General features: G+C 60.6%; 26 protein-coding genes. 12 read left to right on the top strand and 14 right to left on the bottom strand.

Features of this window, described 5'->3' with window-relative positions; all coding sequences use genetic code 11:
- Positions 1-34: 34 nt before the first annotated feature.
- The 4 genes from ASD70_RS27420 to ASD70_RS27405 form a co-directional block, all read right to left on the bottom strand.
- Positions 35-226, bottom strand: coding sequence for a PLDc N-terminal domain-containing protein (locus tag ASD70_RS27420; protein WP_003172956.1), 192 nt, complete (start codon positions 224-226; stop codon positions 35-37).
- Between the two features lie 68 nt (positions 227-294).
- Positions 295-825, bottom strand: a complete 531-nt coding sequence (locus ASD70_RS27415; protein ID WP_046071866.1) for a hypothetical protein — start codon at positions 823-825, stop codon at positions 295-297.
- A gap of 40 nt (positions 826-865) precedes the next feature.
- Positions 866-1,381: an ankyrin repeat domain-containing protein gene (locus ASD70_RS27410; RefSeq protein ID WP_046071865.1), complete on the bottom strand. Its 516-nt coding sequence runs from the start codon at positions 1,379-1,381 to the stop codon at positions 866-868.
- 106 nt (positions 1,382-1,487) lie between these two features.
- Positions 1,488-3,314, bottom strand: coding sequence for a long-chain-acyl-CoA synthetase (locus tag ASD70_RS27405; protein ID WP_056847954.1), 1,827 nt, complete (start codon positions 3,312-3,314; stop codon positions 1,488-1,490).
- On the opposite strand from ASD70_RS27405, the gene ASD70_RS29035 reads away from it, so the two are divergent.
- Both ASD70_RS29035 and ASD70_RS27400 read left to right on the top strand, forming a co-directional pair.
- Positions 3,313-3,621, top strand: coding sequence for a hypothetical protein (locus ASD70_RS29035; RefSeq protein WP_156382952.1), 309 nt, complete (start codon positions 3,313-3,315; stop codon positions 3,619-3,621). The two genes, ASD70_RS27405 and ASD70_RS29035, sit on opposite strands and share 2 nt — an antisense overlap.
- Before the next feature lie 100 nt (positions 3,622-3,721).
- Positions 3,722-4,000 (top strand): DUF3509 domain-containing protein, encoded by a 279-nt coding sequence (locus ASD70_RS27400; RefSeq protein ID WP_003172952.1) that lies wholly within the window; start codon positions 3,722-3,724, stop codon positions 3,998-4,000.
- 58 nt (positions 4,001-4,058) lie between these two features.
- On the opposite strand, the gene ASD70_RS27395 is transcribed toward ASD70_RS27400, so the two are convergent.
- The 4 genes from ASD70_RS27395 to aroC form a co-directional block, all read right to left on the bottom strand.
- Positions 4,059-4,328, bottom strand: coding sequence for a response regulator transcription factor (locus ASD70_RS27395; RefSeq protein WP_046071863.1), 270 nt, complete (start codon positions 4,326-4,328; stop codon positions 4,059-4,061).
- A 211-nt stretch (positions 4,329-4,539) separates the two neighbouring features.
- The gene (locus ASD70_RS27390; RefSeq protein ID WP_046071862.1) at positions 4,540-5,070 is read right to left on the bottom strand and encodes an acireductone dioxygenase; all 531 of its coding nucleotides are present in this window, start codon (positions 5,068-5,070) and stop codon (positions 4,540-4,542) included.
- Positions 5,067-6,230: an MFS transporter gene (locus tag ASD70_RS27385; RefSeq protein WP_046071861.1), complete on the bottom strand. Its 1,164-nt coding sequence runs from the start codon at positions 6,228-6,230 to the stop codon at positions 5,067-5,069. Before ASD70_RS27385 ends, ASD70_RS27390 begins: the two co-directional genes overlap by 4 nt.
- 58 nt (positions 6,231-6,288) lie before the next feature.
- On the bottom strand, positions 6,289-7,380 hold the full coding sequence (gene aroC / locus ASD70_RS27380) for a chorismate synthase (RefSeq protein WP_046071860.1): 1,092 nt from the start codon (positions 7,378-7,380) through the stop codon (positions 6,289-6,291).
- A 143-nt stretch (positions 7,381-7,523) separates the two neighbouring features.
- On the opposite strand from aroC, the gene ASD70_RS27375 reads away from it, so the two are divergent.
- Together ASD70_RS27375 and ASD70_RS27370 are read left to right on the top strand one after the other, a co-directional pair.
- Positions 7,524-8,486: an alpha/beta hydrolase gene (locus tag ASD70_RS27375; RefSeq protein ID WP_046071859.1), complete on the top strand. Its 963-nt coding sequence runs from the start codon at positions 7,524-7,526 to the stop codon at positions 8,484-8,486.
- A gap of 99 nt (positions 8,487-8,585) precedes the next feature.
- Complete coding sequence (locus ASD70_RS27370; RefSeq protein WP_046071858.1) at positions 8,586-9,389, top strand: hypothetical protein; 804 nt, start codon at positions 8,586-8,588, stop codon at positions 9,387-9,389.
- Positions 9,390-9,544: 155 nt separating this feature from the next.
- On the opposite strand, the gene prmB is transcribed toward ASD70_RS27370, so the two are convergent.
- Positions 9,545-10,453 (bottom strand): 50S ribosomal protein L3 N(5)-glutamine methyltransferase, encoded by a 909-nt coding sequence (gene prmB, locus ASD70_RS27365; RefSeq protein WP_046071857.1) that lies wholly within the window; start codon positions 10,451-10,453, stop codon positions 9,545-9,547.
- A 241-nt stretch (positions 10,454-10,694) separates the two neighbouring features.
- Between prmB and ASD70_RS27360 the strand changes: the two genes are divergently transcribed.
- The 5 genes from ASD70_RS27360 (at position 10,695) to ASD70_RS27340 (ending at position 13,471) form a co-directional block, all read left to right on the top strand.
- Positions 10,695-11,285 (top strand): cysteine hydrolase family protein, encoded by a 591-nt coding sequence (locus ASD70_RS27360; protein ID WP_043051836.1) that lies wholly within the window; start codon positions 10,695-10,697, stop codon positions 11,283-11,285.
- Positions 11,286-11,420: 135 nt separating this feature from the next.
- Entirely contained in the window at positions 11,421-11,741 is a 321-nt protein-coding gene (locus ASD70_RS27355; RefSeq protein ID WP_056847953.1) for a hypothetical protein, read from the top strand.
- Between the two features lie 75 nt (positions 11,742-11,816).
- Positions 11,817-12,374 carry a Smr/MutS family protein gene (locus ASD70_RS27350; RefSeq protein WP_046071854.1) on the top strand — a complete coding sequence of 186 codons (558 nt, stop codon included), beginning with the start codon at positions 11,817-11,819 and terminating at the stop codon, positions 12,372-12,374.
- 78 nt (positions 12,375-12,452) lie between these two features.
- A complete protein-coding gene (gene folE / locus ASD70_RS27345; RefSeq protein ID WP_043051833.1) occupies positions 12,453-12,998 on the top strand; it encodes a GTP cyclohydrolase I FolE in 546 nt (181 codons plus the stop codon).
- 101 nt (positions 12,999-13,099) lie between these two features.
- On the top strand, positions 13,100-13,471 hold the full coding sequence (locus tag ASD70_RS27340; protein ID WP_046071853.1) for a glutathione S-transferase N-terminal domain-containing protein: 372 nt from the start codon (positions 13,100-13,102) through the stop codon (positions 13,469-13,471).
- 120 nt (positions 13,472-13,591) lie between these two features.
- Here the strand turns inward: ASD70_RS27340 and ASD70_RS27335 are convergent, their stop codons facing one another.
- Genes ASD70_RS27335 through ASD70_RS27325 form a run of 3 tightly spaced genes read right to left on the bottom strand, consistent with a single transcriptional unit; the run spans position 13,592 to position 16,528 of the window.
- On the bottom strand, positions 13,592-13,912 hold the full coding sequence (locus ASD70_RS27335) for an AtuA-related protein (protein ID WP_046071852.1): 321 nt from the start codon (positions 13,910-13,912) through the stop codon (positions 13,592-13,594).
- Positions 13,909-15,234: an acyclic terpene utilization AtuA family protein gene (locus ASD70_RS27330; protein ID WP_056847952.1), complete on the bottom strand. Its 1,326-nt coding sequence runs from the start codon at positions 15,232-15,234 to the stop codon at positions 13,909-13,911. Before ASD70_RS27330 ends, ASD70_RS27335 begins: the two co-directional genes overlap by 4 nt.
- 1 nt (position 15,235) lies before the next feature.
- A complete protein-coding gene (locus ASD70_RS27325) occupies positions 15,236-16,528 on the bottom strand; it encodes a CitMHS family transporter (RefSeq protein ID WP_046071850.1) in 1,293 nt (430 codons plus the stop codon).
- A gap of 111 nt (positions 16,529-16,639) precedes the next feature.
- On the opposite strand from ASD70_RS27325, the gene ASD70_RS27320 reads away from it, so the two are divergent.
- On the top strand, positions 16,640-17,536 hold the full coding sequence (locus ASD70_RS27320) for a LysR family transcriptional regulator (RefSeq protein WP_056847951.1): 897 nt from the start codon (positions 16,640-16,642) through the stop codon (positions 17,534-17,536).
- 676 nt (positions 17,537-18,212) lie between these two features.
- Here ASD70_RS27320 and ASD70_RS27315 read toward each other — a convergent pair.
- Positions 18,213-18,815 (bottom strand): glutathione S-transferase family protein, encoded by a 603-nt coding sequence (locus tag ASD70_RS27315; protein ID WP_046071848.1) that lies wholly within the window; start codon positions 18,813-18,815, stop codon positions 18,213-18,215.
- A gap of 307 nt (positions 18,816-19,122) precedes the next feature.
- On the opposite strand from ASD70_RS27315, the gene ASD70_RS27310 reads away from it, so the two are divergent.
- A complete protein-coding gene (locus ASD70_RS27310) occupies positions 19,123-20,469 on the top strand; it encodes an NCS2 family permease (protein WP_046071847.1) in 1,347 nt (448 codons plus the stop codon).
- A 66-nt stretch (positions 20,470-20,535) separates the two neighbouring features.
- On the top strand, positions 20,536-21,165 hold the full coding sequence (locus ASD70_RS27305; protein ID WP_056847950.1) for a LysE family translocator: 630 nt from the start codon (positions 20,536-20,538) through the stop codon (positions 21,163-21,165).
- Here ASD70_RS27305 and ASD70_RS27300 read toward each other — a convergent pair.
- Positions 21,152-26,374 carry a dermonecrotic toxin domain-containing protein gene (locus ASD70_RS27300; RefSeq protein ID WP_056847949.1) on the bottom strand — a complete coding sequence of 1,741 codons (5,223 nt, stop codon included), beginning with the start codon at positions 26,372-26,374 and terminating at the stop codon, positions 21,152-21,154. The genes ASD70_RS27305 and ASD70_RS27300 overlap by 14 nt on opposite strands.
- Positions 26,375-26,519: the final 145 nt, after the last annotated feature.

Raw genomic sequence — 26,519 nt, 5'->3', positions numbered from 1 at the left:
GACCCAGCCGCGCTGCACCGCCTCTACGGCGGCTTCAGATCCGCACGTTACCGCGTGGCCCGGCAATCGCCCAGATGATCAGGCCCAGTACCGGCAACAACAGGATCAACAAAATCCACAGCACCTTGGCGCCCGTGCTCGCGCCGCTTTTGAACACGTTGATGATCGCCCAGATATCCAGCGCGAGGATGATCAGGCCAATCAGGCCATTAAAAGTGGAACCCATGGTGTCGCTCCTAAGTGAGGGCATGCCCTTGTAGGATAGCCAGGCCTGGCAGGGGTTCCGTTTTATTTTCAGACGTGTACGGCAATCTTCAAGGCTTCCAGGGATGGCTCAGCCTTGATGCCGACTTCGGCACACAGCTCCAGCACCCGTGGCAGGTCGTTGCCAAATACCAGTACCGCCTGGATCTCGTCGTCCAGCAACTGGCTGAAGTTCATCAGCACATAACCGCCATCTTCCGGGCTCAGGGCACTCATCTGGATCTGGATACGGTTCAGCGCAGTCAGGTCTTCGGTCTTGGCCAATTGCTTGGGCTTGAGGTTGAACGCCACGCCCGGGCCGAACGACGCGACGATCTGGGCAAACAGGTCGACGTAGGTATCGGCCTGGAACAACACCGTGTCCGGCAAGCTACCGACCACCACCCATTCACCCAGCGGGATCGGGAAGCTGTCGTCGTAGTTGATATCCGGGTTGGCCGTCAGGAACGCCGCCGGGTCCGCGTAGGCCTGGGCCGCTTCATCGGCGATGCGCGCTACCTCGTCGTCGCCCATGACGCCGGCGCTGATTTTGCTGATGAGTTCGACGAGGGCGGTTTTCATGGGCGATCCTATGGCGGGCGGGTTTTGGAGGGCGCGTAGCCTACACCAGTTTCTGCAACTGCGCCGCCGTATCCACCGCGCCCATGGTCTTTGCCGCCGCCAGCGCAGTGGCACCCTGTGCATCGGTGGCCTTGGGGTTTGCGCCCTTGCTGAGCAGGTAATCAACCATTTCAACGCGGTTGAACATCGCCGCCATCATCAAGGCCGTACGCCCGTCCGACGACGCCGCCTCAACCGGCGTGCCGCCGTCGATCAGCGCCTGCACCACCGGCAGGTTGCCTTTGAACGCCGCGCCGGCAATCGGCAACTGGTTCTTGTCGTTGGCGATCAAGGGGTCGGCCTTGAATTCCAACAGTACTTTTACCGCCTCAGGATGACCGTGGTAGGCCGCGAGCATCAATAAGGTGTCGCCATTGTGATTACGAAAGTTGGCCGGCAAGCCCTTGGCCAACAACGCCGCGAGCATGGCGGCGTCGCCACGGCGGGCCACGTCGAAGACCTGCTCGGCAAATTCGGCAGCTTCGTCTTCGGTCATTTGTTTGGGCTGGTCTGACATGGGGGCTCCTTGCTTAGGCGGCTTATGTAACTGAATAAGGCGCTCAGTGTCGCGAGGGAGTTCCCCAGTGTCATGGCTTTTTTGTCAAAAGCCGTCATAGCCAGAATCAATAACGGAAGTGTCCGCCCTGGATCTGGACCAGCAGTTGCCCGGTGACCGGCACATAGCTGTCCGTACCTGGCAACCAGGCGTAGACCGGATCATTGCCGGCCTTGCCCGGGTCGAATGCCTCCTCCTTGAGCTTCACTTTCTGGTACTTGAAGGTGCCGGTGGTTTCCATCTTCACCTTGATCCGCAGAAATAGTGGCACCGCATAATGCGGCAACTGGCCGTGGGCGAATTGCAGCAATTCACGCATATCCAGAGCGGCCAGGGATTCTCTGGGGGTGATGGCGACCATGCCCGCACGACCATTGGTGTTTTCGATCTCGACACCGTAGGCCACCACCTCGGCGATCTGCGGGTGTTGCAGCAGGACGTTTTCCACTTCGGTGGTCGAGACGTTTTCGCCCTTCCAGCGATAGGTATCGCCCAGGCGATCGACAAATTGCGCGTGGCCAAAGCCAATGCTACGCACCAGGTCGCCGGTGTTGAAATAGCGGTCGCCCTTTTCGAACACGTCGGTCAGCACTACCTTGCGGTTCTTTTCGGGGTCGGTATAGCCATCGAAAGGCGATTTCTCATCGATTCGCGCCAGCAACAGGCCCTGGCCACCGGTGGCGACCCTGTGCATGAACCCGTCACTGCCGCGCAGCGGCTCATTCGTGTCGTGGGCGTAATCCACCAGCGCCCAATGCTGCAGGCAAAAGCCGATGGTGTTGTCGAAATTCAGCACATTGGTGAAGCCGATATTGCCGTCGCTGGCGGCATACAGTTCGCAGATATGCTCGACCCCATAACGCTGCTTGAACGTTGCCCACACACCGGGGCGCAGGCCATTGCCGACCATCTTGGTCACGCGGTTATCGCGGTCCTGTTCGCTGGGCGGCTGGTCGAGCAAGTAGCGGCACAACTCACCGACGTAGCCAAGGGTGGTCGCGTTGAACCTGCGCGCATCGTCCCAGAACTGGCTGGCACTGAATTTGCGCCGGATGGCGAAGCCGGACGCACCAATAATCGCCGAGCCCCAGCACACACACAGGCCGGTGGCGTGGTACAGCGGCAAGGTGCAATAGAGGACGTTCTGCGGGCCCATGTCCAGTGCGATGCTGCCGAAGCTCACGGCGGTCTTGGTCCAGCGCCCGTGCTTCATGATGCCGGCCTTAGGCAAGCCGGTAGTGCCGGACGTGTAGATATAGAAGCAGGGGTCGTTGAAGAAAACCTGCGCGGAGCTCGTCGGGTTGTCTACCGGGCCGTCGGCGCTGGCAGCCATCAGGTCGATGTAGCCTGCGGGCGTCGCGCTGCCGGGTTGATCTGCGATGAACCAGGTCCGCTCGGCCGGAATCCCGACCTGATCGCGCACCGCCGCGTAGGCGCTCGACAATTCCGCGCCTACCACGATGGCTGCGGGCTTGACCAACGTCAGGCTGTGCACCAGCGGCGCCTGGGTTTGCGAGGTGTTGAGCATGGCGCAGATGCCCCCCAGCTTGGCCACGGCCAACACGCTCAACAGCAACTCGGGGCGGTTCTCGATAAACAGCGCCACCACGTCACCCTTGCGGATGCCTTGGGCCTGCAGGTAGTGGGCGATGCGATTGGCATGCTGATTGGCGTCGCGATAGCTGATCGCGCTGTCCGCATAAAGCAAGGCGTTGCCATCTGGGTTGCGCAGCGTGGCTTGCTCGAAATGCCAGCCCAAGCCGCAGGGTTGCCTGGGGTCAGTGACATTGCCAGCGCGCATGCCGCGGACCACTCGCGGCAGTGCTCGAACGATAGCAGGCACCTTGCGCAGCATCATGCTCCAGGTGATGAGGTCGTTTTGCGGATTGCTCATGGCGGAACGTCCCTTTTCTTATTCTTGGTCTGGTCGAGAAACATCGACGGCCCCATGGGAATTCGCCGAATGGCTCGCAGGAAAATACGTCAGCCATTCTTTGGCTGTACACGCAGGATTTGAAAAGTTTTGTATCCCAGGCGGCGGCGGCCATTGGCGATGGAATTTTCTGGGAAAAATCGTGGTCAATAGTGTGGAGGGCCAACGGCCCAGCGTGAAAAATGCCCGACCCGGTAGCGCAAAATGCAGGATGCACGATGGACCTTCATGCAAAATGCACGAAAATGAAAACCGCAAAAAATTATAAGTAGCTGATTTATAAGGTTTTTTTAAGACAGGCAATACTGGCACAATCACTGCACCTATCACTCCATGCTTGCCAACTTGAGCCAACGGAGCTGATAGACATGAGCCTGATCCAAGATAAATTCGCTTCAGTATTCTCCAACTACGACGTCACCACCCAACCACGTCCAGACGGCGGCATCCTGTTGACCCTGCGCAACAGCGAAGGTAAGCAGGTCAAGCGTTCGATCTCTTACCAGCAGCTGCACACCGCTGATCAACTGACCTGGGTGATCAGCGCCATTCGTCGCGACCTGGCCGAACAAGCCAGTGAGCTGCCACAGATTTCGATGCTGCAAAGCCAGAACCGGTTTGCCCTGCCGACTTACCATTCGGCTTAAGTCATCGACGTGAAAAGGGCCGCGACGCTTTTAGGCTTCGCGGCCCTTTTTTATGCCTTCAACACAAGCCCTGGCGGGAGGCTTCATTCATCGCCTGCACACGGTTGGTGACATCCAGCTTGCCGTAGATATTGCGCAGATGGAATTTCACTGTGGCTTCGGAGGTGGCGCGAATCTGGCTGATCTCCCAGACGGTCTTGCCCTCTGAGGCCCACCGCAGGATCTCCAGCTCCGTCGGCGTCAGGGGCTTGCCAGACAAGCTCAGGCGCTTCCTGACAGCCGTGGGTACGATAACCAACGGGGGATATGTCTGCTCTGGGCCATTCATTGCTCTCTCCTTTGATATCTGCTGATGCGCTGCCACCTTTCGGATTCCTCCTATTGACAGATGGCTTAAACATTGACGCGGAACAGAGAGTTACATAACGAATGGAGTGAAAGCGTAAAGGACAGAATAAACAGCTTCGCCCTACAACTAATTGAGTTTCTTCCCACAGCAAATTCCAACTTGCCTGGGTTGAATATTCAATTTTTTATGCTTAGTCGTCCAATTCCGGAAAACGAACAGCTATATCGTCGCCGGTGAGTTTTGGTTCCCGGCCTTGAGCGGTGTCGAACAAGCGCAGCGTTACACAGTGCGGGTTCTCGCCCATATCGAACCAGTGGGGTAAACCTGCCGGGATGATCAGCAGGTCATGTTTCTCACAGCGCACGCCGTACACATAATCGTCTATATGGAGAGTGAACAGCCCCTGGCCGGCGACGAAGAAGCGTACGTGATCTTCACTGTAGGTTCGTTCGGCCAGGCACTGGGCTCGCAACCCGTCCTTCTGTGGATGATCATTCTCTACGCGAATCACTTCCACGGCGGCGTAGCCGAGCGCATCGATCTGCGCCCGGTACGCCTCGATCATTTCAGCCTCACTGGCGCCCTTTTCGACCGGGCTGGGCTGCCAGCGCTCAAAGCGAACGCCGTGCTCGGCCAGGATCGACCGGATGTCATCGACATGGGTGAGCACCTTGTTCGGGGTATCCGCAGTGGCGATGGGGTAGACGGCTACATAACTCATTGCATGGCTCCTTGGTTCGGCTCTTGCAATCGAAGGCCAATGATAATGGCGGCGGCCAGGGCCGCGGCGCTGGCGATACTGAATGTCAGGGTCGGCCCCAGCAGGTTCCAGCTATAGCCGGAATACAGGGCACCGAGGGCGCCGCCCGTGCCGGCCAATGCCGCATATAGCGCCTGGCCCTGGCCTTGCTGGCGGTCACCGAAGCTGCGTTGCACAAAGGCAATTGCCGCCGCGTGAAAGCTGCCGAACGTGGCGGCGTGCAGCAGCTGCGCCAGGAGCAGCACCCAGAAAAATTCGGCGAACGAGCCCAGCAGCAACCAGCGCAGCGCCGCCAGCAGGAAACTGGCCAACAGCACCCGACGCACGGAAAAGCGCGCGAGGATGCGGCTCATGGCCAGGAACATCAGCACCTCCGCCACCACCCCCAGCGCCCACAACAGGCCGATCACACCGCGGCTGTAGCCCAAGTGTTCCAGGTGCAGGGTGAGGAAGGTGTAGTACGGGCCATGGCTCATTTGCATCAGCGCTACGCAGGCATAGAACGCCATTACCCCGGGACTGCGCAATTGTTTGAGGAAACCGTCACCGGCCAGGCGCTTGCCGTGGCTGGTGGGCTGCGCGTTCGGCACCCACAGGCTGGCACCAATGATGCCGGCCATGATCACCACGACCACCACCGGGTAGATATCCAGGCTCAGCCAGTCGAACAGACGCCCCATGATCACCACAGTGAGGATAAAACCTATGGAACCCCATAGGCGGACCTGGCTGTAGCGCGAGGTCTGCTTGTGCAGGTGGGCCAGGGTGATGACTTCAAACTGCGGCAGCACCGCATGCCAGAAGAATGCGTGCAGGGCCATGACCATCGCCAGCCAGGCGTAGGTCTTGCTGACAAAGATCAGGCAGAAACTGGCCAGGGTGCACACCGCGCCAAACCGCACGATGGCCAGGCGCCGGCCGGTGTAGTCGCCGATCCAGCCCCACAGGTTAGGCGCCACGCAGCGCATCAGCATGGGGATGGCCACCAGCTCGCCGATGCGCGCACTGGAGAATCCCAGGTGATCGAAGTAGAGCGCCAGGAACGGCGCCGTCGCCCCCAGCAGGGCGAAGTAGAACAGGTAGAAGCTGGAGAGGCGCCAGTACGGGAGCGGTGGGGTCATTTCAGGCGGGGCTGCTTCGCAGCCCGGCGCGAGCAAGCTCGCACCTCGCCACAGAACGTCACAGCTGGCCCAGTACCGGCGTACTCACGCGCACATCGGCATTTTGCCCACGGTTGCGCAGCAGATGGTCCATCAGCACGATGGCCATCATGGCCTCGGCAATCGGCGTGGCCCGAATACCGACACACGGGTCGTGGCGGCCCTTGGTGATCACGTCCACCGGGTTGCCATGCACATCGATCGAGCGGCCCGGCGTGGTAATGCTCGAGGTCGCCTTGAGCGCCAGATGCGCCACGATCGGCTGGCCGGAGGAGATACCGCCGAGGATGCCGCCCGCGTTATTGCTGAGAAAACCTTCCGGGGTCAGCTCATCACGGTGTTCGGTGCCGCGTTGGGCGATGCAGGCAAAACCGGCGCCGATCTCCACGCCCTTCACCGCATTGATGCTCATCAGTGCGTGGGCCAGCTCGGCGTCGAGGCGGTCGAAGATCGGCTCGCCCAGGCCCGGTTTCACCCCTTCGGCCACCACGGTGATCTTGGCGCCGACGGAGTCCTGGTCGCGACGCAACTGGTCCATGTAGGCTTCCAGCTCCGGCACCTTGTCCGGGTCGGGGCAGAAGAAGGCATTGTCTTGCACGCTGTCCCAGCTCTTGAACGGGATCTCAATCGGGCCCAGCTGGCTCATGTAGCCACGGATGACGATGCCTTGGGTGGCCAGGTATTTCTTGGCGATGGCACCGGCAGCCACGCGCATCGCAGTTTCCCGCGCCGAGCTGCGGCCACCGCCACGGTAGTCGCGCTCGCCGTATTTATGATGGTAGGTGTAGTCCGCGTGGGACGGGCGGAACAGGTCCTTGATCGCCGAGTAGTCCTTGGACTTCTGGTCGGTGTTGCGAATCAACAGGCCAATGGCGCAGCCGGTGGTGCGGCCTTCGAAGACCCCGGAGAGGATTTCGACCTCGTCCGGTTCCTGGCGCTGGGTGGTGTGGCGGCTGGTGCCGGGCTTGCGGCGGTCCAGGTCGCGCTGCAGGTCTTCCAGGCTCAGCTCCAGGCCAGGCGGGCAGCCGTCGACAATGGCGACCAACGCCGGGCCATGGCTTTCGCCCGCGGTGGTGACGGTGAACAATTTGCCGAAGGTATTGCCGGACATGCAGGGCGCTCCGTGAAATCAGTTGAATCAAGTCAACCGTAATAACTTAAGACGGCCAGTATACGCAGGCTAACCGACTAGTTCATCCTCGAAACCTTACCGGTAGACGTTGGTCCAACCGGCACCTCTCTGATGATGGCGCGATGATGCTGCGAGTTTTACTGTTCACCCTCACCCTGTTGACCACTGTGGCCCAGGCCGCCTCCCCTGTCGTACTGCAACGCCCGATCAGCCTGGACACCGGCAGCGGCGAGCTATTTGGCTCGTTGCTGTTACCGCAGTCCGACAAACCGGTGCCGGTAGTGCTGATCATCGCCGGCTCCGGCCCCACCGACCGCAATGGCAACAGCGCCGACGGCGCCCGCAATGACAGCCTCAAGCGCCTGGCCTGGGTGCTCGCCCGGCATAACATCGCCAGCGTGCGCTACGACAAGCGCGGCGTGGCCGCGAGCCTGGCGGCCACGCCGGATGAGCGCAACCTGACACTCGACGCCTACGTGTCCGACGCAGTGGCCTGGGGCAAGTTGCTCAAGGCCGACCCGCGCATGGGCCCGTTGATCGTGCTGGGCCATAGCGAAGGCGCCCTGGTGGCCGCCCTCGCCGCCCCGCAACTGGCGCCGGCCGGGGTCATTTCCCTGTCGGGCAGCGCCCGCCCGGTGGACCAGGTGATTCGCCAGCAACTGGCCGATCACTTGCCCCCTGCCCTGTTGCTGCGCAGTAATCAAATCCTCGACCACCTCAAGGCCGGCCAAGTGGATGCCGATGTGCCGCGCCCGCTGGAGGGCATTTTCCGGCCGAGCGTGCAGCCTTACCTGATCAGCCTGTTCCGCGCCGACCCGTCGGCCGCTTTCGCCAGGCTGAGCATGCCGGCGTTGATCATCCAGGGCACCAACGACATCCAGGTCGGTGTAGCAGATGCCCGGCAACTGAAAAAGGCCAAGCCCGACGCGCAGTTGACGGTGATCGAAGGCATGAACCACGTGATGCGCATCGTGCCCAACAACGTCAAGCAGCAACTGGCGTCCTACAACGACCCGAAACTGCCCCTCGCCGCTGAGCTGGGCCAGCGCATCATCGGCTTTATCGACGGACTTCAACCCCGTTAAGCGACTATTGGCCTCCAGTCCTGGGAAAAACGGCCGATAAGCCCTGGGTCGACAGTAAAAAGACTGTCGGCTCGCCGGGCTTGGACAGGATCGCGCCGCATGACAACCACCGAAGCAACACCCGAATCGACTGCCGACACCCCGACTGGGCCCGAGGCCGTCGTGGCGCCGGCCCTGCCGTGGGCGGACGTCCACGCCGAACATTTCAAGATGCTGCGCCTGGCGCCCCTGGCCACCGACCGTGCCACCGGTGCCAGGCCGTTGCGCTTCGTGCAGTTCGGCTATGCCGAGCGCCATGACAAACATCACAGCTTGCTGCGCATGGTTATTCAGTTGCCAGGCCAACGGGTGCGTCGCGAGCAGAATCACTTGGATATCTGGGTCGATCACGATAAACACCGCGTGCACTTTGGCCCGGGCAACAGCTTGGAAATCGAACCGGCCAACCGTGGTCTCGGCCGCTTCCTGGTCGCCCAGGCCGCCGCATGGGCAAAGAAGAAGTGGTCACACTACCGCGTCGATGGCGTGGACCTGGCCAACAAGGACGCCCTCAACGAAGCCACGCGCCTGCGCCGCGATCATTTCCTGCGTATCCAGGGCTTTGATGTGGCCTATGCCGATGTGCAGCACCTCAAAGGCAATGTACAGCCGGGCAAGGTCAGCGGCGTACTCGACAGCTGGAACACCGAGAAGGTGCAGTTCGTGGAGATTCTCGAAGCCGCGCAGATGCTGCAACAGGCCGAGCAGAACCTGATGGAACAGGAAGTGAAGTTGCGCAAGGAGGAGGAAAAGGTCACCAAGTTCAAGCGGGAGGACAGCGGGCTGCGCTTTACCATTACATGCCTGGTGGCGTTTACGGTGTTTCAGGCGGGGTTGTTGATCTGGATTGCCACGCACCGGTAGCAGACTGGAATGCAATTGAAAGTGTGGGAGGGGCGGTGCGACGATTCGACTTGCCCCCGATAGCGGTGTGTCAGTTAGCAATGCATCTACTGACACTCCCCCATCGGGAGCAAGCCCCCTCCCACATTGGCCCAGTTTTTTCAGTTAAACCTGGGTTAAACCCTGGCAGCGAAAATGGCCTGATGTTGGCGACACTGCTCAGCCGTCAACATGAACACCCCATGCCCGCCACGCTGGAAGTCCAGCCAGGCGAAGTCCACTTCCGGATACAGCGCTTCGACATGCACCTGGCTGTTGCCCACTTCGACAATCAGCAACCCCTTCTCGGTCAGGTGATCGGCCGCTTCGGCGAGCATCCGGCGTACCAGGTTCAGGCCGTCGTCACCGCAGGCCAGGCCCAATTCCGGCTCGTGCTGGTATTCGTCGGGCATGTCGGCGAAATCTTCGGCATCCACGTAGGGCGGGTTGGACACGATCAGGTCGAAACGCTGGCCAGGCAGGCCGTCGAAGCCATCGCCCTGTACGGTGTAGACGCGCTCGTCGACGCCGTGGCGCTCGATATTCTGATTCGCCACTTCCAGGGCTTCGAAAGACAAGTCACCCAGCACCACTTCAGCGTCCTGGAACTCGTAGGCACAGGCAATGCCAATGCAACCAGAGCCAGTGCACAGGTCGAGGATGCGTGCCGGCGGCTGGGCCAGCCATGGCTCGAAGCGGTGTTCAATCAGTTCGCCAATCGGTGAGCGCGGAATCAACACGCGCTCATCGACGATAAACGACAGGCCGCAGAACCACGCCTCTTTCAACAGGTAGGCAGTCGGCACACGCTCATGGATACGGCGATGCAGCAAGCGCTGCACATGGGAGATTTCCTCTTCCTCCAGGTTGCAATCCAGGTAGCTGTCGGCAATTTCCCATGGCAGGTGCAAGGCGCCGAGCACCAATTGACGGGCTTCGTCCCAGGCGTTATCGGTACCATGGCCGAAAAACAGGTCTTCCCCATGGAAACGGCTGACAGCCCAACGGATGTGGTCGCGCAAGGTGCGCAGGCGGGAAGTGATCACGGGGGCAGACTCCTGGAAAAAACGACTGGCGATTCTAACAGCCTTCACCTGTACGGACGATGTACGAAAACCCCGGCGCCGTACGTCGGATTTCATCCAATTGGCCCGCTTTGTGTTAAACAGGCTCACCTCTTGACATGGCTGCACGCCAGCAACGGCGTACCTTACGATAGTAGCGATTCACAGAAGCGCTCAGCCAGTGGACAATGTCGCAAAAGCCCCACTCACAGGAGCCCCCAGAATGTCCGTTCCAAAGACGATGTTTCAACTCAGCGGTCGCGGTTACGCAGCAGCCAACCTCAATCATGCGACCCTTGTGATCATCGACGCCCAGAAGGAATACCTCAGCGGCCCACTCGCCCTTTCGGGCATGGACGCGGCTGTCGAGCATATCAAGCAACTGTCGGCGGCGGCACGCAACGCCGGGCGCCCGATCGTGCATGTGCGCCACCTGGGCACCGTCGGCGGCCTGTTCGACCCCCAGGGCGAGCGCGGCGAGTTCATTCCGGGCCTGGAGCCTGAGGGTGACGAAACCATTATCGGCAAGCTGCTGCCCAGCGCCTTCCACGGCACCGGCCTGGAAAAACACCTGCAGGACCTTGGCTCTCTGGACCTGATCGTCTGCGGCTTCATGAGCCACTCCAGTGTCAGTACCACCGTGCGTGCGGCCAAGAACCTGGGCTTTCGCTGCACCCTCGTGGAAGACGCCTGCGCCACCCGCGACCTGCCTTACAAGGGCGGCATCCTGAGTGCCGAGCACGTGCAGCAGACCGAAATGGCGATCATGGCCGACAACTTCGCCACCCTCGCCTTGACCAAAGATCTGATCTGATCACTCCCCAATGAGCGGCGTATTGACTGCGCCGCTCATCCGCAAAGCCCTCTCATTTGGCGCTTTTACCTCGAGCACTGGAACAACCTGTGTATCTTCCGGTCGAAGGGCCGATACCCTGGAGGAAAGGTCGGAATGAAGATATCCGATGGTTTTGATGCTCGTCGCTTGCGCCCCAAGGGCCCCAGCAACTGGCGTCTGCGCCTGGTAGCCGGCATTGCCGCGTTGCTGGCCATAGTAGGCGTGCTGTTGGCGGGCGCTGGTGGCGCCGGCCTGTTTGGGCATTCACCGGCACTGGGCGAACTGAATGCCAGCCCGGGCGGCTCGGCGATCCTGTTAGTGATTGGCCTGCTCGTAATATGGCTGGGTGTATGGCTGTGGCGCCGCAGCCGTCGGCGGATGCGCCAGCCATTGTCGTTGAATATCGCCTCGCACCTGATGAAAAAGCACGAATGATGGCGCTTGGATAGCGTTTCCTGCGCCCTGGCCGCCGCGATTTAGGTAAACTGCCCGCCCTTCGCGGAGGCTGACATGCAAGACGACGATTTTTCCCTGTTCAAGAACGAGCTGCGCGGCGTCAAGCCGATCAAGCACGACCGCGCCGACACCGGCAAACCCAAGACTGACCGGGCGCAGATCGCCAAGCTGCGCCAGGCCGCGACCGTGCGCACCGATGCCACCACGGTGGATGGCCTGTCAGACCAGTTCGTCATCGACGTCGGCCCCGAAGATGAGCTGATGTGGGCTCGCGACGGCGTGCAGGAAAGCCAGATACGCAAGCTCAAGGCCGGCCAGATCCCGTTCGAAGGCAGCCTCGACCTGCACGGCATGAACGTGGAAAAAGCCCGGGAAACTTTGTGGGCCTTCCTCGCCGAAGCCACCCGGTTCGAAATCCGCTGCGTGCGCGTCACCCACGGCAAGGCGGTGCGGCTGGACGGCAAACGGCCGATGATCAAGAGTCACGTCAACACCTGGCTGCGCCAGCATGCCCAAGTACTCGGCTTTGCCTCCTGCCAGCCCCGCCATGGCGGTGCCGGCGCGGTGTATGTGATGCTCAAGCGCACCATGCTGGAGGGGCGCGACGAGTAACAAGTGCTATCGTCAGGCTTGCAGCGATGTGTCCGCCACCGTAACCTTGCGCTTTGCGAAAATCCCACAGGTAGTTTCATGTCCCTGGAACAGAATTACACAGAGATTCTCGGCCAACTCGGCGAGGATGTCTCCCGCGAGGGCCTGCTCGACACGCCAAAGCGTGCCGCCAAGGCGATGCAGTATCTCTGCCGCGGTTATGCACAGACCCTCGAAGAAGTCACCAACGGTGCCTTGTTCAGCTCCGACAACAGCGAAATGGTGCTGGTCAAGGACATCGAGCTGTACTCGTTGTGCGAACACCATCTGCTGCCGTTTATCGGCAAGGCTCACGTTGCCTATATCCCAAGCGGCAAAGTGCTGGGCCTGTCGAAGGTCGCACGGATCGTCGACATGTATGCTCGCCGCCTGCAGATCCAGGAAAACCTCAGCCGCCAGATCGCCGATGCCGTATTGGAAGTCACTGGCGCCCTGGGCGTGGCCGTGGTGATCGAGGCCAAGCACATGTGCATGATGATGCGCGGTGTAGAGAAACAGAATTCGTCGATGATCACCTCGGTGATGCTCGGTGAGTTCCGCGACAACGCCGCCACCCGCAGCGAGTTTCTCAGCCTGATCAAGTAACAGGCCTCGCTTGAAAAAACCGGCGTTCATCGCCGGTTTTTTTTCGCCTGCAGAAATCAGGTAAGCTGCGCCCCCTCAGTTATGGGCAAGAGGTAACAGCCATGTTCGTCAAAGCACTTCGAGTGGGCCTCGGCCAAATCATCATCGCAGGCGATTTCCTGACCCGCCCACGCAAAAAACAGCGCCCCGCCGAACAACAGGCACTCGTGAACGAAGCGGCCAAGAGCCTGACGCTGTATCAGTTCCACGCCTGCCCGTTTTGCGTCAAGACCCGCCGTACCCTGCATCGCCTAAACGTGCCGGTCGCTCTCAAAGACGCGAAGAACAACGAGCAGGACCGCCAGACTCTGCTGGAGCAAGGTGGCAAAATCAAGGTGCCGTGCCTGCGCATCGAAGAGAATGGCCAGACCACCTGGATGTACGACTCCAAGGTGATCATCGATTACCTGGACAAGCGCTTCGCTGCAGTCTGAAGCACGCTGCAGTCAATGTAGGAGCGAGCTTGCTCGCGAAAAACTCATAGGCACCGCGTTTACTCAGGAAGCACGCGTTATCGTTGACGTTTTTCGCGAGCAAGCTCGCTCCTACAGAAATCAGGTCGGTGTTGTCAGGTCCAGATCCAGCAGTGCCGAGCCCAGGCACTTGCCGTGGGCGTCCAGGGCCAGTGAGCGGGTCACGCCCCCACGCAAGATCCCCGGCAACACGAAGTTCAGCGCCTGCACATTCGGCAATTCATAACGCCGAACGGGGGCCGCTAACGGGTCCAGCAAATCCTTGAAAAACGCTGTGACGCGCTCCACCGTAAGCTGTTCGCACAGCAACGGGTAGTCTTGTGCGCGATAGGCAATGATCGAGATGTTCGACGTGTCGCCCTTATCCCCGGTACGGGAATGGGCCAGCGTATGCAGTTTCATTCTTCAATCCTCGGTTTCACCGCTTCACGGGGCAACAACAACGACGCCACCGCCACCACTTGGCGCACGTTCTTGCTCGCGCCTCCACCACCGCTAGGGCCGTTGGTATAGAGGGTTTCCACTTCATTGCCGACGCGCACGGCTTCACTGCGGTCCTCACAACGAGCCGCCACGCGCAGACGTACTTCCCAGGGCTCAACACTGCTGCGCTGGCCGTGCAGCGCGTCCATGCCGACCAACTCGGCGCGCACCTCCTGCATCTTCACGCCCATCAACTCCAGACGTTTGAGAACAACATCCCGCGCCAGTTTGGCCCGTGCGACAGCACCCGGACCGCCGTAGGACATCTGCCCCTCACCGATCCAGCCATCCAGATAACCGACGCTGACCTTCAACTGTTCAGGCCGGGCACGGCCATCAGCGCCCTGGACACGCACCCGGTCGACGTTCTCCTCGACAAACCCCACCTGGGAAAAATCGGCGGTCACATCCGGGGTCAGATAGGCGGCAGGGTCATGCACTTCGTAGATCAATTGCTCGGCGCATGTGGCCCGGCTGACCCGCCCCCCGGAGCCTGCGACTTTGGTGATCAAGGCGTGGCCATCCGCATCTACTTCAGCCAGCGGAAAACCCAGGCGCGCCAGGTCATCCACATCCTTGAAACCCGGGTCGGCAAAATAACCGCCACTGACCTGGCCTGCGCATTCGAGCAAATGCCCGACCAAGGTGCCGCGGCCCAGGCGTTGCCAGTCATCAAAGGCCCAACCGAACTCAAACATCTGTGGCGCCAGGAACAACGAAGGGTCGGCCACACGCCCGGTGATCACCACATCAGCGCCGACACGCAGCGCCTCAAGAATACCGTCCACACCCAGGTAGGCATTCGCGGAAATCAGCCGCTCGCCGAGGGAACCGACGGTCTGGCCGTTATCCAGCAACTGCTCGCCAGGCAAGGCATGCAGTACATCATCGCCCACCACGGCCACCACCTTGAGGCCAAGGCCGAGTTCGGCGGCAATACGCCGTACTTCAATGGCAGCCGCCAGCGGGTTGGCCGCGCCCATATTGGTGATCACACGCAGGCGGCGACGCCCTGCAAGCCGTCCGACAAAGGGCAAGACCCGGCGCATGCGCTCACCCAGCAACGGGTCGTAACCGCCCTGCGGGTCGCTGATACGCACCTGCTGCGCCAGGGCAATGGTGCGTTCGGCCAGGCATTCGAACACCAGGTAATCCAGGTCGCCCTGTTCGGCCAGTTCCACAGCCGGTTCTATGCGGTCGCCGGAATAGCCAGCGCCGGAACCGATACGCAATGTATTCATCTCAAATCACTCCCAGGAGCAATGCCGTCAGGGTCATCAACACCGAGGCGGCAAACAGGAAAGGAATGGTGAAGCGCTGGTGATCGGCCAGTTCGATCTTGCACAGGCCCACCAACAGGAAGGTCGCGGGGGTCAGCGGGCTGACCGGGAAACCCGTGGTGTGCACGCCCAGCAACGAGGCCTGGGCCACTTGCAGTGGGTCGACGCCCAAGGCCTTGCCAACTTCGGCGATCACCGGCATCACACCGAAATAATAGGAATCGGGATCGAACAACATGCTCAGGGGCATGGATAAAAAGCCCACCACTGCCGGGATCAACTTGCCGTGACCCGCCGGAATCTGCGCCACCGCCACTTCGGCGATGGCCTTGAGCATACCGGTGCCTTGCATGATGCCGGTGAACACCCCGGCGGCGAGCAGGATACTGGCCATCGTCAGCGCGGTTTTCGCATGGGCGTCGATGCGTGCACGCTGGGCGTCGACGTTGGGGTAATTGATACACAGCGCGATCACGGTGCCGAGCATGAACATCACCACCGGATCGACCCAACCGGCGATCATCACCACCATCACCAGCACGGTCAAAATCAGGTTGAGCCAGAACAATCGAGGGCGGCGCAGCTTGATATCTTCATCACTGAGCACCCGTTGCGGCACCGCATCCACCGTCGAACCAGCGCCCAGGCCGAGGCGTTTTTCTTCACGATGGCCCAGCCACCAGGCACAGGCGAAGACAAAAATCAGCCCGACGATCTGCACCGGGATCAACGGCTGGAACAAGTCAGCGACAGGCACATGCAGGGCTGCCGACGAGCGTAGTACCGGCCCGGTCCAGGGCAGAAAGTTGACCCCCGCCGCCATTGCGCAGACGCAGGCGAGGATGCGCTTGTCGATGCCCAGCCGCGTATACAACGGCAGCATCGCCGGCACGGTCACCAGAAAGGTGACTGCGCCGGAACCGTCCAGGTGCACCAGCAGAGCCAGGGTGGCAGTACCAACGACAATGCGCGTAGGACGCGTCCCTACCGTGCGCAGGATCCGATCAATGATGGGGTCAAGCATGCCGGCGTCGGTCATGATCCCGAAAAACAGGATTGCGAACACAAACATGCCGACCACGGGGGCGACGTTCTTGATCCCGGTAATGATGAAGGCACTGGTCTGCAGGCCGAAACCACCGAGCAGCGCGGCGATGATCGGCAAGGCGATCAGGGCCACAAGCGGTGAGAGGCGTTTGCTCATGACGGCAGCGAGCAGGCAGAGAATGGTGATGACACCCAGGGTTGCGAGCATGGGTTACTCCAGGGCGGCCTGGTTGGCCGGTTATTGTTTTCCCTGGAGTATTGGAAGCGGGTTAGTCTTTGTAAATTGGAATATTCGGCCTAGCACGTTCGGAAAAACAGAATGAAAAACTCGATCCAGCACATCCAGGCTTTCCTTGCCGTTGCCCGCACCGGCAGTTTCACCAAGGCCGCCAACGAGCTGCATCTATCGCCGTCGGCCCTGACCGTGCAGGTGCAACAACTGGAAGACTGGCTCGGCGTCGCCCTGCTCGACCGCAGCCCACGCCACGTGAGTATTACCGCTGCCGGCCAGGAGGCCCGCGGGCCGATGGAAAAACTGCTGCTGGACCTGGACAACATCGTCACCGGCTCCCGCGACCTGGCCGCCCTGCGCAGGGGCGTGGTGACCATCGCCGCCCTGCCTTCGGTATGCGCCGGCGCCCTGCCCCCGGCCTTGCGCCTGTTCCGCGAACGCTTCGCCGGTATTGAGGTGCGCCTGCATGATCTGGTGGCCCATCGAATTCATGCCCAGGTCCGCAACGGCGAGGTGGATTTCGGCGTCGGGGTACGTGCGCGCTTGAGTCACGGCCTGGAATTCGTGCCGGTGCTGAATGATCGTTTGTGTGCTTTTGTGCCGCAGAATCATGCGCTGACTCGCTTTCGATCACTGACCCTGGAACAACTGGCAGACCAACCGATCATCCTTACCGGACGCGACAGCAGTGTGCGCGAACAGGTGGACGGCCTGTTTGACGAGACCCGGCTGACGCTGAACGCGGGCATGGAGGCCAACTACATGTCGACGGTATTGGCGTTGGTGCGCCAGGGATTGGGCATCAGCGTGCTGCCGGAGTCAGCGGCAGACAGCCTGGAAGGATTGAAGCGGATCGACATCGAGCATCCCGGGGTAAATCGAGAGATTGGCTTGATCAGTCGCAGTGGGATGACGTTGAGTCCGGCAGCACAACGCTGCTTTGAACTGCTCAATGAAGAATTATCTGATACGCCGCTGCGCTGAATGTGGGGGCTTGCTGCCTGGCAGCTTATCGCTATCTAACTGTGGGAGGGGGCTTGCTCCCGATGGGCATGGGTATCTACACAACTCTGACATGCGACCGTCAGTAACCACGATGCGAAGCGAGCCGCTCTTGATCTTGATCTTGATCTGCTTTTGATCTTAGGCGCCCCGTTAAACCACGCTGGCCGCAATTCGACAGGGATTTGGGGGGCAAACCGGCAGGGATGCCGGTTTAGCCGCCCCGCGCCATGGATGGCGCGTGGCGGCGGCCCCCCAAATCCCTGTCGAATTACGGGCACACCGAGCCTAAGCGAGGTGCCGAGTGGTGGGGCAAGAGCGTTTTGGTTACTTTTGCGCTTTTCAAAAGTGACCCGCCGTAAGGGCGGAACCAATAGCGGCCGTCACTTAAATAATGGATATGTACTCGATCCAACCGAACATCCTGGTCGGCTGTGAGGCCGCCATCGGGGGCCCCCTCCCACATGGGCCGGCGGCGTACCAGAAGTTGTGTAGATACCCATGTCCCGATGGGGGAATAACAGTCATAAATTATTAACTGACCCACCGCTATCGGGAGCAAGCCCCCTCCCACACTTGGATCGCGGTGCATCAGTCAGATAGCTGTACGCTGTAAGGCCGCTAGTAGGAGCAAGCCCTCCTACCTTTGCGCCCGTGTTTAATCCACCATCGTCACATGTTTCGGATGCCTGGCCACGCGCTGCAACCACGCCTGTACCGCCGGGTAAGGCGCCAGGTCGAAGCCCCCTTCATGGGCCACATGGGTGTAGGCATACAGCGCAATATCGGCAATCGAATACTGCTCACCCACCAAGTACGGCGTGGCTTGCAGCTGGCGCTCCATGACCCTCAAGGCTTTGTAACCGCCCTTGTGGGTGGTCTTGTATTCCTCAAGGCGATCTTCCGGCATGTTCAGGTAGAACTGGATAAACCGCGCCACCGCGATATACGGCTCATGGCTGTACTGCTCGAAAAACTGCCACTGCAATACTTGGGTACGCAGGCGTGGTTCCGTGGGCAAGAACTCACTGCCATCGGCGAGAAAGTTAAGAATCGCATTGGACTCCCACAGGCAGGTGCCATCTTCCAGCTCCAATACCGGGATTTTGCCGTTGGGGTTCTTGGCCAGGAATTCAGCGGTCTCGGTGTCGCCGTTGAGGATGTCGACATCGATCCATTGATACGGGATGCCCAGCAGATTGAGCATCAGTTTGATTTTGTAGCAGTTGCCCGACTTGTAATCGCCATAAACCTTGTACATGGGGCTCCCCTTATGCTGCTTGTGCGCTCTGACCGAATGCTTGCGCCGATAAGGTGCGGGTGTCGAGGGATTGTTTCAAGGTAACGGCCAGAATAAATAGCCCACACGCCTGGAAATCCGCCTTTCATCCCCTTTTGCCCAGACAATCGAAAACATTATTTGCTTTATTTGTATACAAAAGCATAATTCGCTTCGTGCGAGTTCCTGACCTACTGGTCAACAAACCCGCCAGTACCTCAAAGCGCCGTTGCCCACTTAAGGTGCCCTGCGCTGGACATAACAATAAAACCCTTGAGGAGTACTCGCTGTGGATAGCCGCAAAACCGAAGCCCCTACGCTTGACCTCGCCGCGCCGCAAGGTGGCTGGCTGGAACGCCTGTTCAAACTGCGTTTGCATGGCACCACAGTGAAGACCGAGCTGATTGCCGGCCTGACCACGTTCATCACCATGGCCTACATCATCTTCGTCAACCCCAATATCATGGCCGATGCAGGTATCGACCATGGCGCGGCGTTCGTCGCCACCTGTATCGCCGCCGCCCTGGGTTGCCTGCTGATGGGCTTGTACGCCAACTGGCCGGTGGGCCTGGCGCCGGGCATGGGCCTGAACGCGTTTTTCACCTACACCGTGGTCGGCACCATGGGCTACACCTGGGAAACCGCGCTGGGTGCGGTGTTCATTTCCGGCGTGCTGTTCATGGGCCTGACACTGTCGCGGGTGCGCGAATGGCTGCTTAATAGCATTCCGGTGAGCCTGCGCCATGCCATGGGCGCAGGCGTCGGTTTGTTCCTCGGGGTGATCGGTCTGAAGACCGCAGGCATCATCGTCGACAGCCCTGCGACCTTGATCAAGCTCGGCTCCCTGCACGAACCTGCACCGCTGCTGGCGGCGGTGTGTTTCCTGCTGATCGCCATTCTCAGTTACCACCGGGTATTCGGCGCGATCCTGATCAGCATCATCGCCGTGACCCTGGCCGGTTGGGGCCTGGGCTTGGTGCACTACAACGGCATTCTTTCCACGCCACCGAGCCTGGCACCCACCTGGATGGCGATGGACATCAAAGGTGTATTCAATGTCAGTATGATCAGCGTGGTATTTGCATTTCTTTTTGTACACATGTTTGATACCGCCGGTACACTGATGGGCGTCGCGCAACGCGCCGGGCTGGTGAATGCCGATGGCAAGATCGATAACCTGTCGCGGGCGTTGAAGGCCGACAGTGCGTCCAGCGTGTTTGGCGCCATGGTCGGCGTGCCGCCGGTGACCAGCTATGTGGAAAGTGCGGCGGGTGTTGCCGCAGGAGGTCGTACCGGCTTGACTGCGGTGACCGTGGGCGTGCTGTTTGTGGCGGCGATGTTCTTCGCACCGCTGGCTGGCATGATTCCGGCATATGCCACCGCTGGCGCGCTGATCTACGTCGCGATGCTGATGATGGCGAGCATGGCCCATATCAATTGGGATGAAGCCACCGACAGCATCCCGGCGATCGTCACCGCGATCATGATGCCGCTGACGTTTTCGGTCGCCGATGGGATCGCCCTGGGCTTTATCACTTATGTGGCGCTCAAGGCCGGCACCGGCAAGTACCGCGAGATTTCCGTCAGCCTGTGGGTGCTGTGCGCGATCTTTATCGCCAAGTTCATCTTCCTGTAGGTCGGGAATAGCTGAAAGAATCGCCTCACCTCCGGGTGAGGCTTTTGCACCAATGGAGGACTGTAAATGACCCTGGAAACCTGGCTGCTGTTCAGCGGCGCTGCATTGATTGTGATCCTGATCCCCGGCCCGCTGTCGCTGCTGATGATCAGCAACAGCCTCAACTACGGCCTGCGCCGTTCATACCCGGCGTTTCTCGGCGGCGTGATTGCCTCGATCTGCCTGCTGAGCGCCTCGGCCCTGGGCCTGGGCGCGCTGTTGCTGGCATCGGAGCAGTGGTTCAGCGCCTTGAAAATCGTCGGCGCACTGTACCTGTTCTATCTTGCCTGGCAGAGCTGGCAGCAAGCGCGGCAACCGGCCCACGTGGCCCAGTCCTCGCAGGCACCGGCAGTGCCACGCTTTCGCGCTCTGTTTGGCCGGGCTTTTGTGTTGGGTGCCAGCAACCCCAAGGACATCCTGTTTTTCGCCGCCTTCCTGCCGCAATTTCTCAACAGTCAGCAAGCGTTCTTTCCACAGCTGCTGGTCATGATTGCCACCTGGGCTGTGCTCGACCTGCTGTGCAAGCTGGCTTACGGCCTGGGCGCCCATGGCACCGCGCGGTATCTGCGCAGCGGCAAGGGCCAAAGCTGGTTCAACCGGGTGAGCGCCGCACTGTTCGGCGGTGCCGGGGTGGTGTCGCTGCTTAAGGGACAGTAGCCAATTTGATGAAGTAAACACTGGCAGGCACTCGTCCAAAGACTGGCCATTGAATGCCGGCCATGATCGAAACCAGGCGCCCTTGCTCCAGCGCAAGTTTAACCTCGGCGTCTGCTGACGCACTTTTGCGCAGCCAACGCTCCTTGAACTTGCCCAACATCCTGATGCTCCCCTTCTCAAGCCACTGATATGCCACGTAGTACAGTCGGTTTGGAGAATTGGGATGAGTTGCGATCAAATCCGGTATCACACCCGCCCTGTCGCGTGCTACCGGGAGCTCCCGCACAGTGAAACCCTGATCATTGAGTACCCTCTGAATTGCCACTCGTTGCGTAGCCTGTCTAGCTGCAACCAGGTGCTTGTCTCTCTGGAGCCTGGCCTCTAAAGGGACGGCCGGAGTGAAGTCTACCCGCGTAAAACCAGGCGCTTTACCATCGAAACCGATGTGTATGTACGCATCGCCCAGGTCATGGGGACGCAACATCCGCAGCAAGTCATCCGTCTGGCCAGGCCGCGCAGGGGGTTGGGGTATCCATTCGTCGAGCGCCGCCCGCAGGTTGAGCAGATGAGTGGCCGTTGCAGGGCGCTCCGGGCCTGATAACTCAATCAACCTTGCGACGGTGAACTCCCGGCTGTGGGTTGTCATGGTGGGGAACGCAGTGCCCACAGAGTCCGTCAAAGGTTTGTCGAACAGGGGGGCATGGAACCGCCATTCACTGGCTTGAACATGGGTTACCGGAACAGGCTGCTCAAGCGTTTGCGTAACCGTCCAACGCTCAATGTCAGCACGGGCCAACGAAACCAGCGGCTCATTCCTGTGGATAAACTGAATGCCCTGCAGGGGAGCCTGGTTGCCCTCGGGAAGCATCCTGTAATAGCTGCTCAACGGATACATCAGATGGGTATTGGCAGGTGCCACCCGGATGACATTGTGGGGAAAACCTCGAGCATCCGGATCAATGTAAAACACCCCGGCAGACGGAGACCGCGATATTTGCCCCACTTCCCCGGGTGGGATGCGCCAATTTTGCCAATGGGTAGCCGTTGAGCTTGATTGCACAATTCTGGTTTGTGTAGCAGTACGCACAATCGGCGGTTGCCAGTCCTGCACCGTCTGCGCTTGCCCGCGCCACGGGTTGAGCACGCCCGAACTGGGCCCCGGTTGTGGTGCATCGGCCCCCAGCAACCACTCCCTGGGCTGGTCGATGTTCAAGAGCAATTCATCTTGCCCATCGCCCTGGGTTTTCTTCAGGCGCAGCGCCGATTCATTCTTACGTTGATACACCGAGTAGGCCTCTTGCCCCTCGGTAACCATCTGTTGGCCATTCTTCACATACCGCCCCTTGCCTTCCGGCCACTTCAACTCAACGGCGCCCTCCAACCCACTCAAGGATTTGAAATGCCCCAGCAGACTGAGCGGTTTGCCAGGTGACACTCTCAGGCCGGCGAATGCGCCACTGGCGAACCCATGGTGGCGATGCAAATGCGACAAGGAGGGCCGCGCAACACGCATACCCTTGGGAGCAGGGAGAAAGGACAACAACACATCGAGGAACGCCATCAGGGTAAGGAACGCTACATCCACGGCGTCATGGGCATCGCCGCTGAAATGATAGCGCCGTGCCGCGAGCAGCATTTCATACAAGCTGATACCCACGCCCAACACCGGCACGAATGACAACAGCCCCCGAATGCTCGCGGCGTGCTGTTCGCCCAGGCGTTGCTCGCGATATGCCTCTAATACCTGGGAAGAATTGGACTGGGCCTGGGCACGGCGTTGCAGCTCGAACATCCGCGCGTGGGCCAGCAGCGCCCTGGCGTTGCCCTGGGACGTGGTCACCATCGCCAGCCAAGCATCGGGCGCCAGCGCAATCTGCTCGCTGATTTGTACCTCGACACTGCTTTGGTCTACCGCTGGAACCTTGTGTCGCACCGTGAAAAAACGGAAGAGCTGCCTGACAAAACGCGCAACCACCGGTACATAAACCCGGCGTATAAATAATTGGCGGGGTTCCATCTGCGGATCTTCGTCGGGATAGCTGTTGACGGCCTGGACCTCCCAGTCGGGCGCCACCTGGCCCGCCAACGCCTTCAGGTTCAGGGACAAGGCGCCGACCTTGTTCAAGGCTTGCTCGGCCAGGGCCACGCTGGCGTACTCGGCGATGGGTGGGCTTTCCAGCGCGGCGGGCCAATACACGACACACAGCCCGGAAAGGCTGTCGTGCATGACCAGTATCCCGGCGATATGGCGATCATGTTCCAGGGTATGGCCCACCAGACGCACCAAGCCCAATTGCACATCCAACCCATCACCTTTCAGATCGCTCGCCACCTGCGCCGCCATGACGCGGCTGAACACACGTTGCGCCTGATCGCTCAAGCCTTGCCGGATCGCGCTGTACACCTGCATCTGGGCCCTTTGCTGCAAGGCCCGATAAACCAAGGCCTGGGACAGGCCCGGGGCAGGCACCTGGGTCGATGCCGACGGGTAGAACGCACGCCGGATCAGCTTGTCGTATTCTCCGCCCACGTCCAGGGACGCAAGGGTCTTGACCAGGTAAGACACACTCAGCCGGTCTTTCCATGCCGAGTCCAGCCAGCGTGCCCGGTTCAAGCGCCAGCGGGTCCAGGGGGCCTTGGGGTCAAGGTTATGCAGCGCCAGTTGCAGCAGGCTGAAGGTGGTGCGCTGCTGACTGACAGTGATTTTCGCATTGCGATCTCCTACCGCGCATTGGCTTGACCAGCTACACATTTGGGAACTCACATCATCAGGCATATCGAGCAGCGGTTTATCGATATCCAATTGCGGGTAAAACCCGTCTTTGCTCAAACGGGCGATCAGTGCCTGGCGAGCAAAGGATTCCAGGTCAGGCAACTCCAGCCACAGTTTTTGTTCAACCGCCCAGGCATTGGCCAAGTAGCGGCGACACAGGCCCCTGTAGTGCTGGCGTTGGGCGCGGGTTGCCGTGGCCAGCCAGGCGGGCAGCTTGCTCGCCTGGCTGGCTGCCAACTGCAACAGGTTGAGATTGGCCACGGCCAGGGTTCGTGCATCATTGGCCGGGACCAGCAGGCCGTCGAACAATTCCTGGGCCAATAACAGGCGGCTCAGCTGCCGGTCACTCACCTCGCTGAACAACCGCTTTCCCTGATCAATCAGCTTGTTCATCGCGACGTGATGTTGCATATGCTTGATAAACAGGTCCTTGATCACGGCGCGCTTGATCATTTCATAGCTCACCACCAGGGATGCCCCCGTGGGCAACGCGCTGATCGCCGTGCGTGCCTGTTCCCGCTGGTGCCGCCCGATACAGCGCCACAGCATAGAGCCATCGCGGCTTTTCAGGCTGGCTTCAAGCGCCTCGGCAAAAGCATTCAGGGAATCAAACGCTACCAGCCCTCCGTAGCGGCCGGCCACATATAGCAGCACCGGGTACGAGGCGCCGGGGTTGGCTTGGGCCGCGTTGCCGGTCACCAGCACCGCGCCGAGCAGCGGGTACAAGGTAGCGGCATCGCCGCCCACCGCGACTTGCAGCACGCAGGTATCCGTAGCCTTTTGCCCAGGCTGCCAAGCTTCACTCAACGCCGCTTCCAGGTGCACAAGGTGGGCATCGCTGATCAGGTTCAGGCGCTGCTGCATCTGTGCCTCATACAGCAACGCACTCAGCTGTGCCGCACCCAGCAAGGAGCCACGATTGCGCGAGCCCTCGGGTTGCTCCTGCCAATAATCTTTTTTGAACACGCGATCCGACGGCCCCCGGGCCCATTTGCGCGCTGCCGCTACCTGGGCCTGCCATTGGCGCTCAAGACTGAGGAAATCCTGGTAGGCCACGCTGCCCTTGCCCACGTCCGTCGCGTCGAGCAGGCCCATCAGGGCTTTTTCATAACGTTTGAGCTGCGCCTCGCGGGTTTTCCACGCAAGCTCCGGCGCCAGATGCCCTGCCACAATCTCGCCGCTGCGGCGCTGCCGATCCCACTCCAGCAAGATCTGCAGGGTATGTCCCAAGCGCGGGAAGGTGACCAGGCGCCGGCGCCCTTTCTCTATAAATTTGAGCAAGCGCCACACATCGGGCGCCGCAGACGCGTTCGCGCCCTGAAGGCCCACTGCGGCGTGATTGATCGACAAGGCGCACGCCAGTTCGTTATCCCATTGCCCGTCCAGCACCTCGCTGGCGCTGGCGAACAGCGCGTCGTCACGCAACAGGCTCCCGCGCTGAGGGATGAACGGCGTGGGGGTAACGCTGGGCGCCTCACACAGTTCATGCCAACGCCGCAACGGCAGGCACTGCCACAACACACGACTCAGCGGGCCATTGACCAGTATCGGTAGGTCGCACACCAATTGGTGCCAGGAACCGAACTCGTAGAACTGGCGAAACAGGCCGGGCAGATACACCACGTGGGGCGAATCCCCCTCACCGCCCTCGCGATAGATATGCAAGGCCCCTGGAACCGGCACGCTGCGCTGGTTGGTGCCGGGCCACATGACCCTGCACACATGGACATTCGCCCATTCGCCGCCGGCCCGCTGACGCTGGTCGCCGTCGGGTATTTCGAGCAATTTGCGCAGCATGTCAAAGCCGCTGTCAGACAGTTGATACAAGCGATGGGCCAGCAACGCATTGGCGGCGAACAACGACGTACGCAATTGCGCCCAGCGCCCGCGACGGGTCAACCACGAACCATGGGCCAGCTGTTGCCAGTACTCACGGGTCGCCTGTTCGATGCGCCCGAGCAAGGTCAACCCCTTGACTCGCACAAGCGCATCCGAGGCCGTATAGGGCAAGGTACGGGCCGGATCGTCCTTGATGCTCAGCGTGGTGAAGTGGTTGATATTGACCGGCACATAGGGCTGGATCAGCAAAGCCAGTGCGCGCTCGGTCAGGCTGTCGATCTTCTGGGCCGGGGCCGGTGGCCGCGGTTCGGTGAACAGCACGGTGTCCGGGTCCAGGCCAAACGCCTCCTGCAGCGCGCTGCGCACGATGCCCAGCACCCTGGGCGCGCGCCCGAGCAAACCACTGAGGGTCTTGGCCGCTTCGCTGGCGCTGGCCTGTGCTTCGTGGAGCCGATTGATTTCCAGGCTGGGTTGCGTGACTGCGTTGAGCCGACGGGTCAGCAGCGTGCGCATCGCCTCGTCGCGGTCTGCCGATGTAGTGTGCGGGTCATCGAAGTCGAGCTTATCGGCCCAGGTGGAGGTGGTGTCAGTGCTCATGGCGGGCTTTCCCGTACAGAAAAAGCCGAGCCTAGGCACCCCGGCCACCCAGGGTGCGTTACATAGTTGGGCGCGGCGCACGGGCCGCGGGCAAAAAAAAGCCCGCAGTGTGCGCGGGCGAAACCAACGAAGAGCATTGGGGGTA

Source organism: Pseudomonas sp. Root569, from assembly GCF_001427465.1.
Classification (GTDB): Bacteria; Pseudomonadota; Gammaproteobacteria; order Pseudomonadales; family Pseudomonadaceae; genus Aquipseudomonas; species Aquipseudomonas synxantha.
Note: the sequence above shows the minus strand (reverse complement) of the source record. Positions and strands in the feature narration are given on the sequence as shown.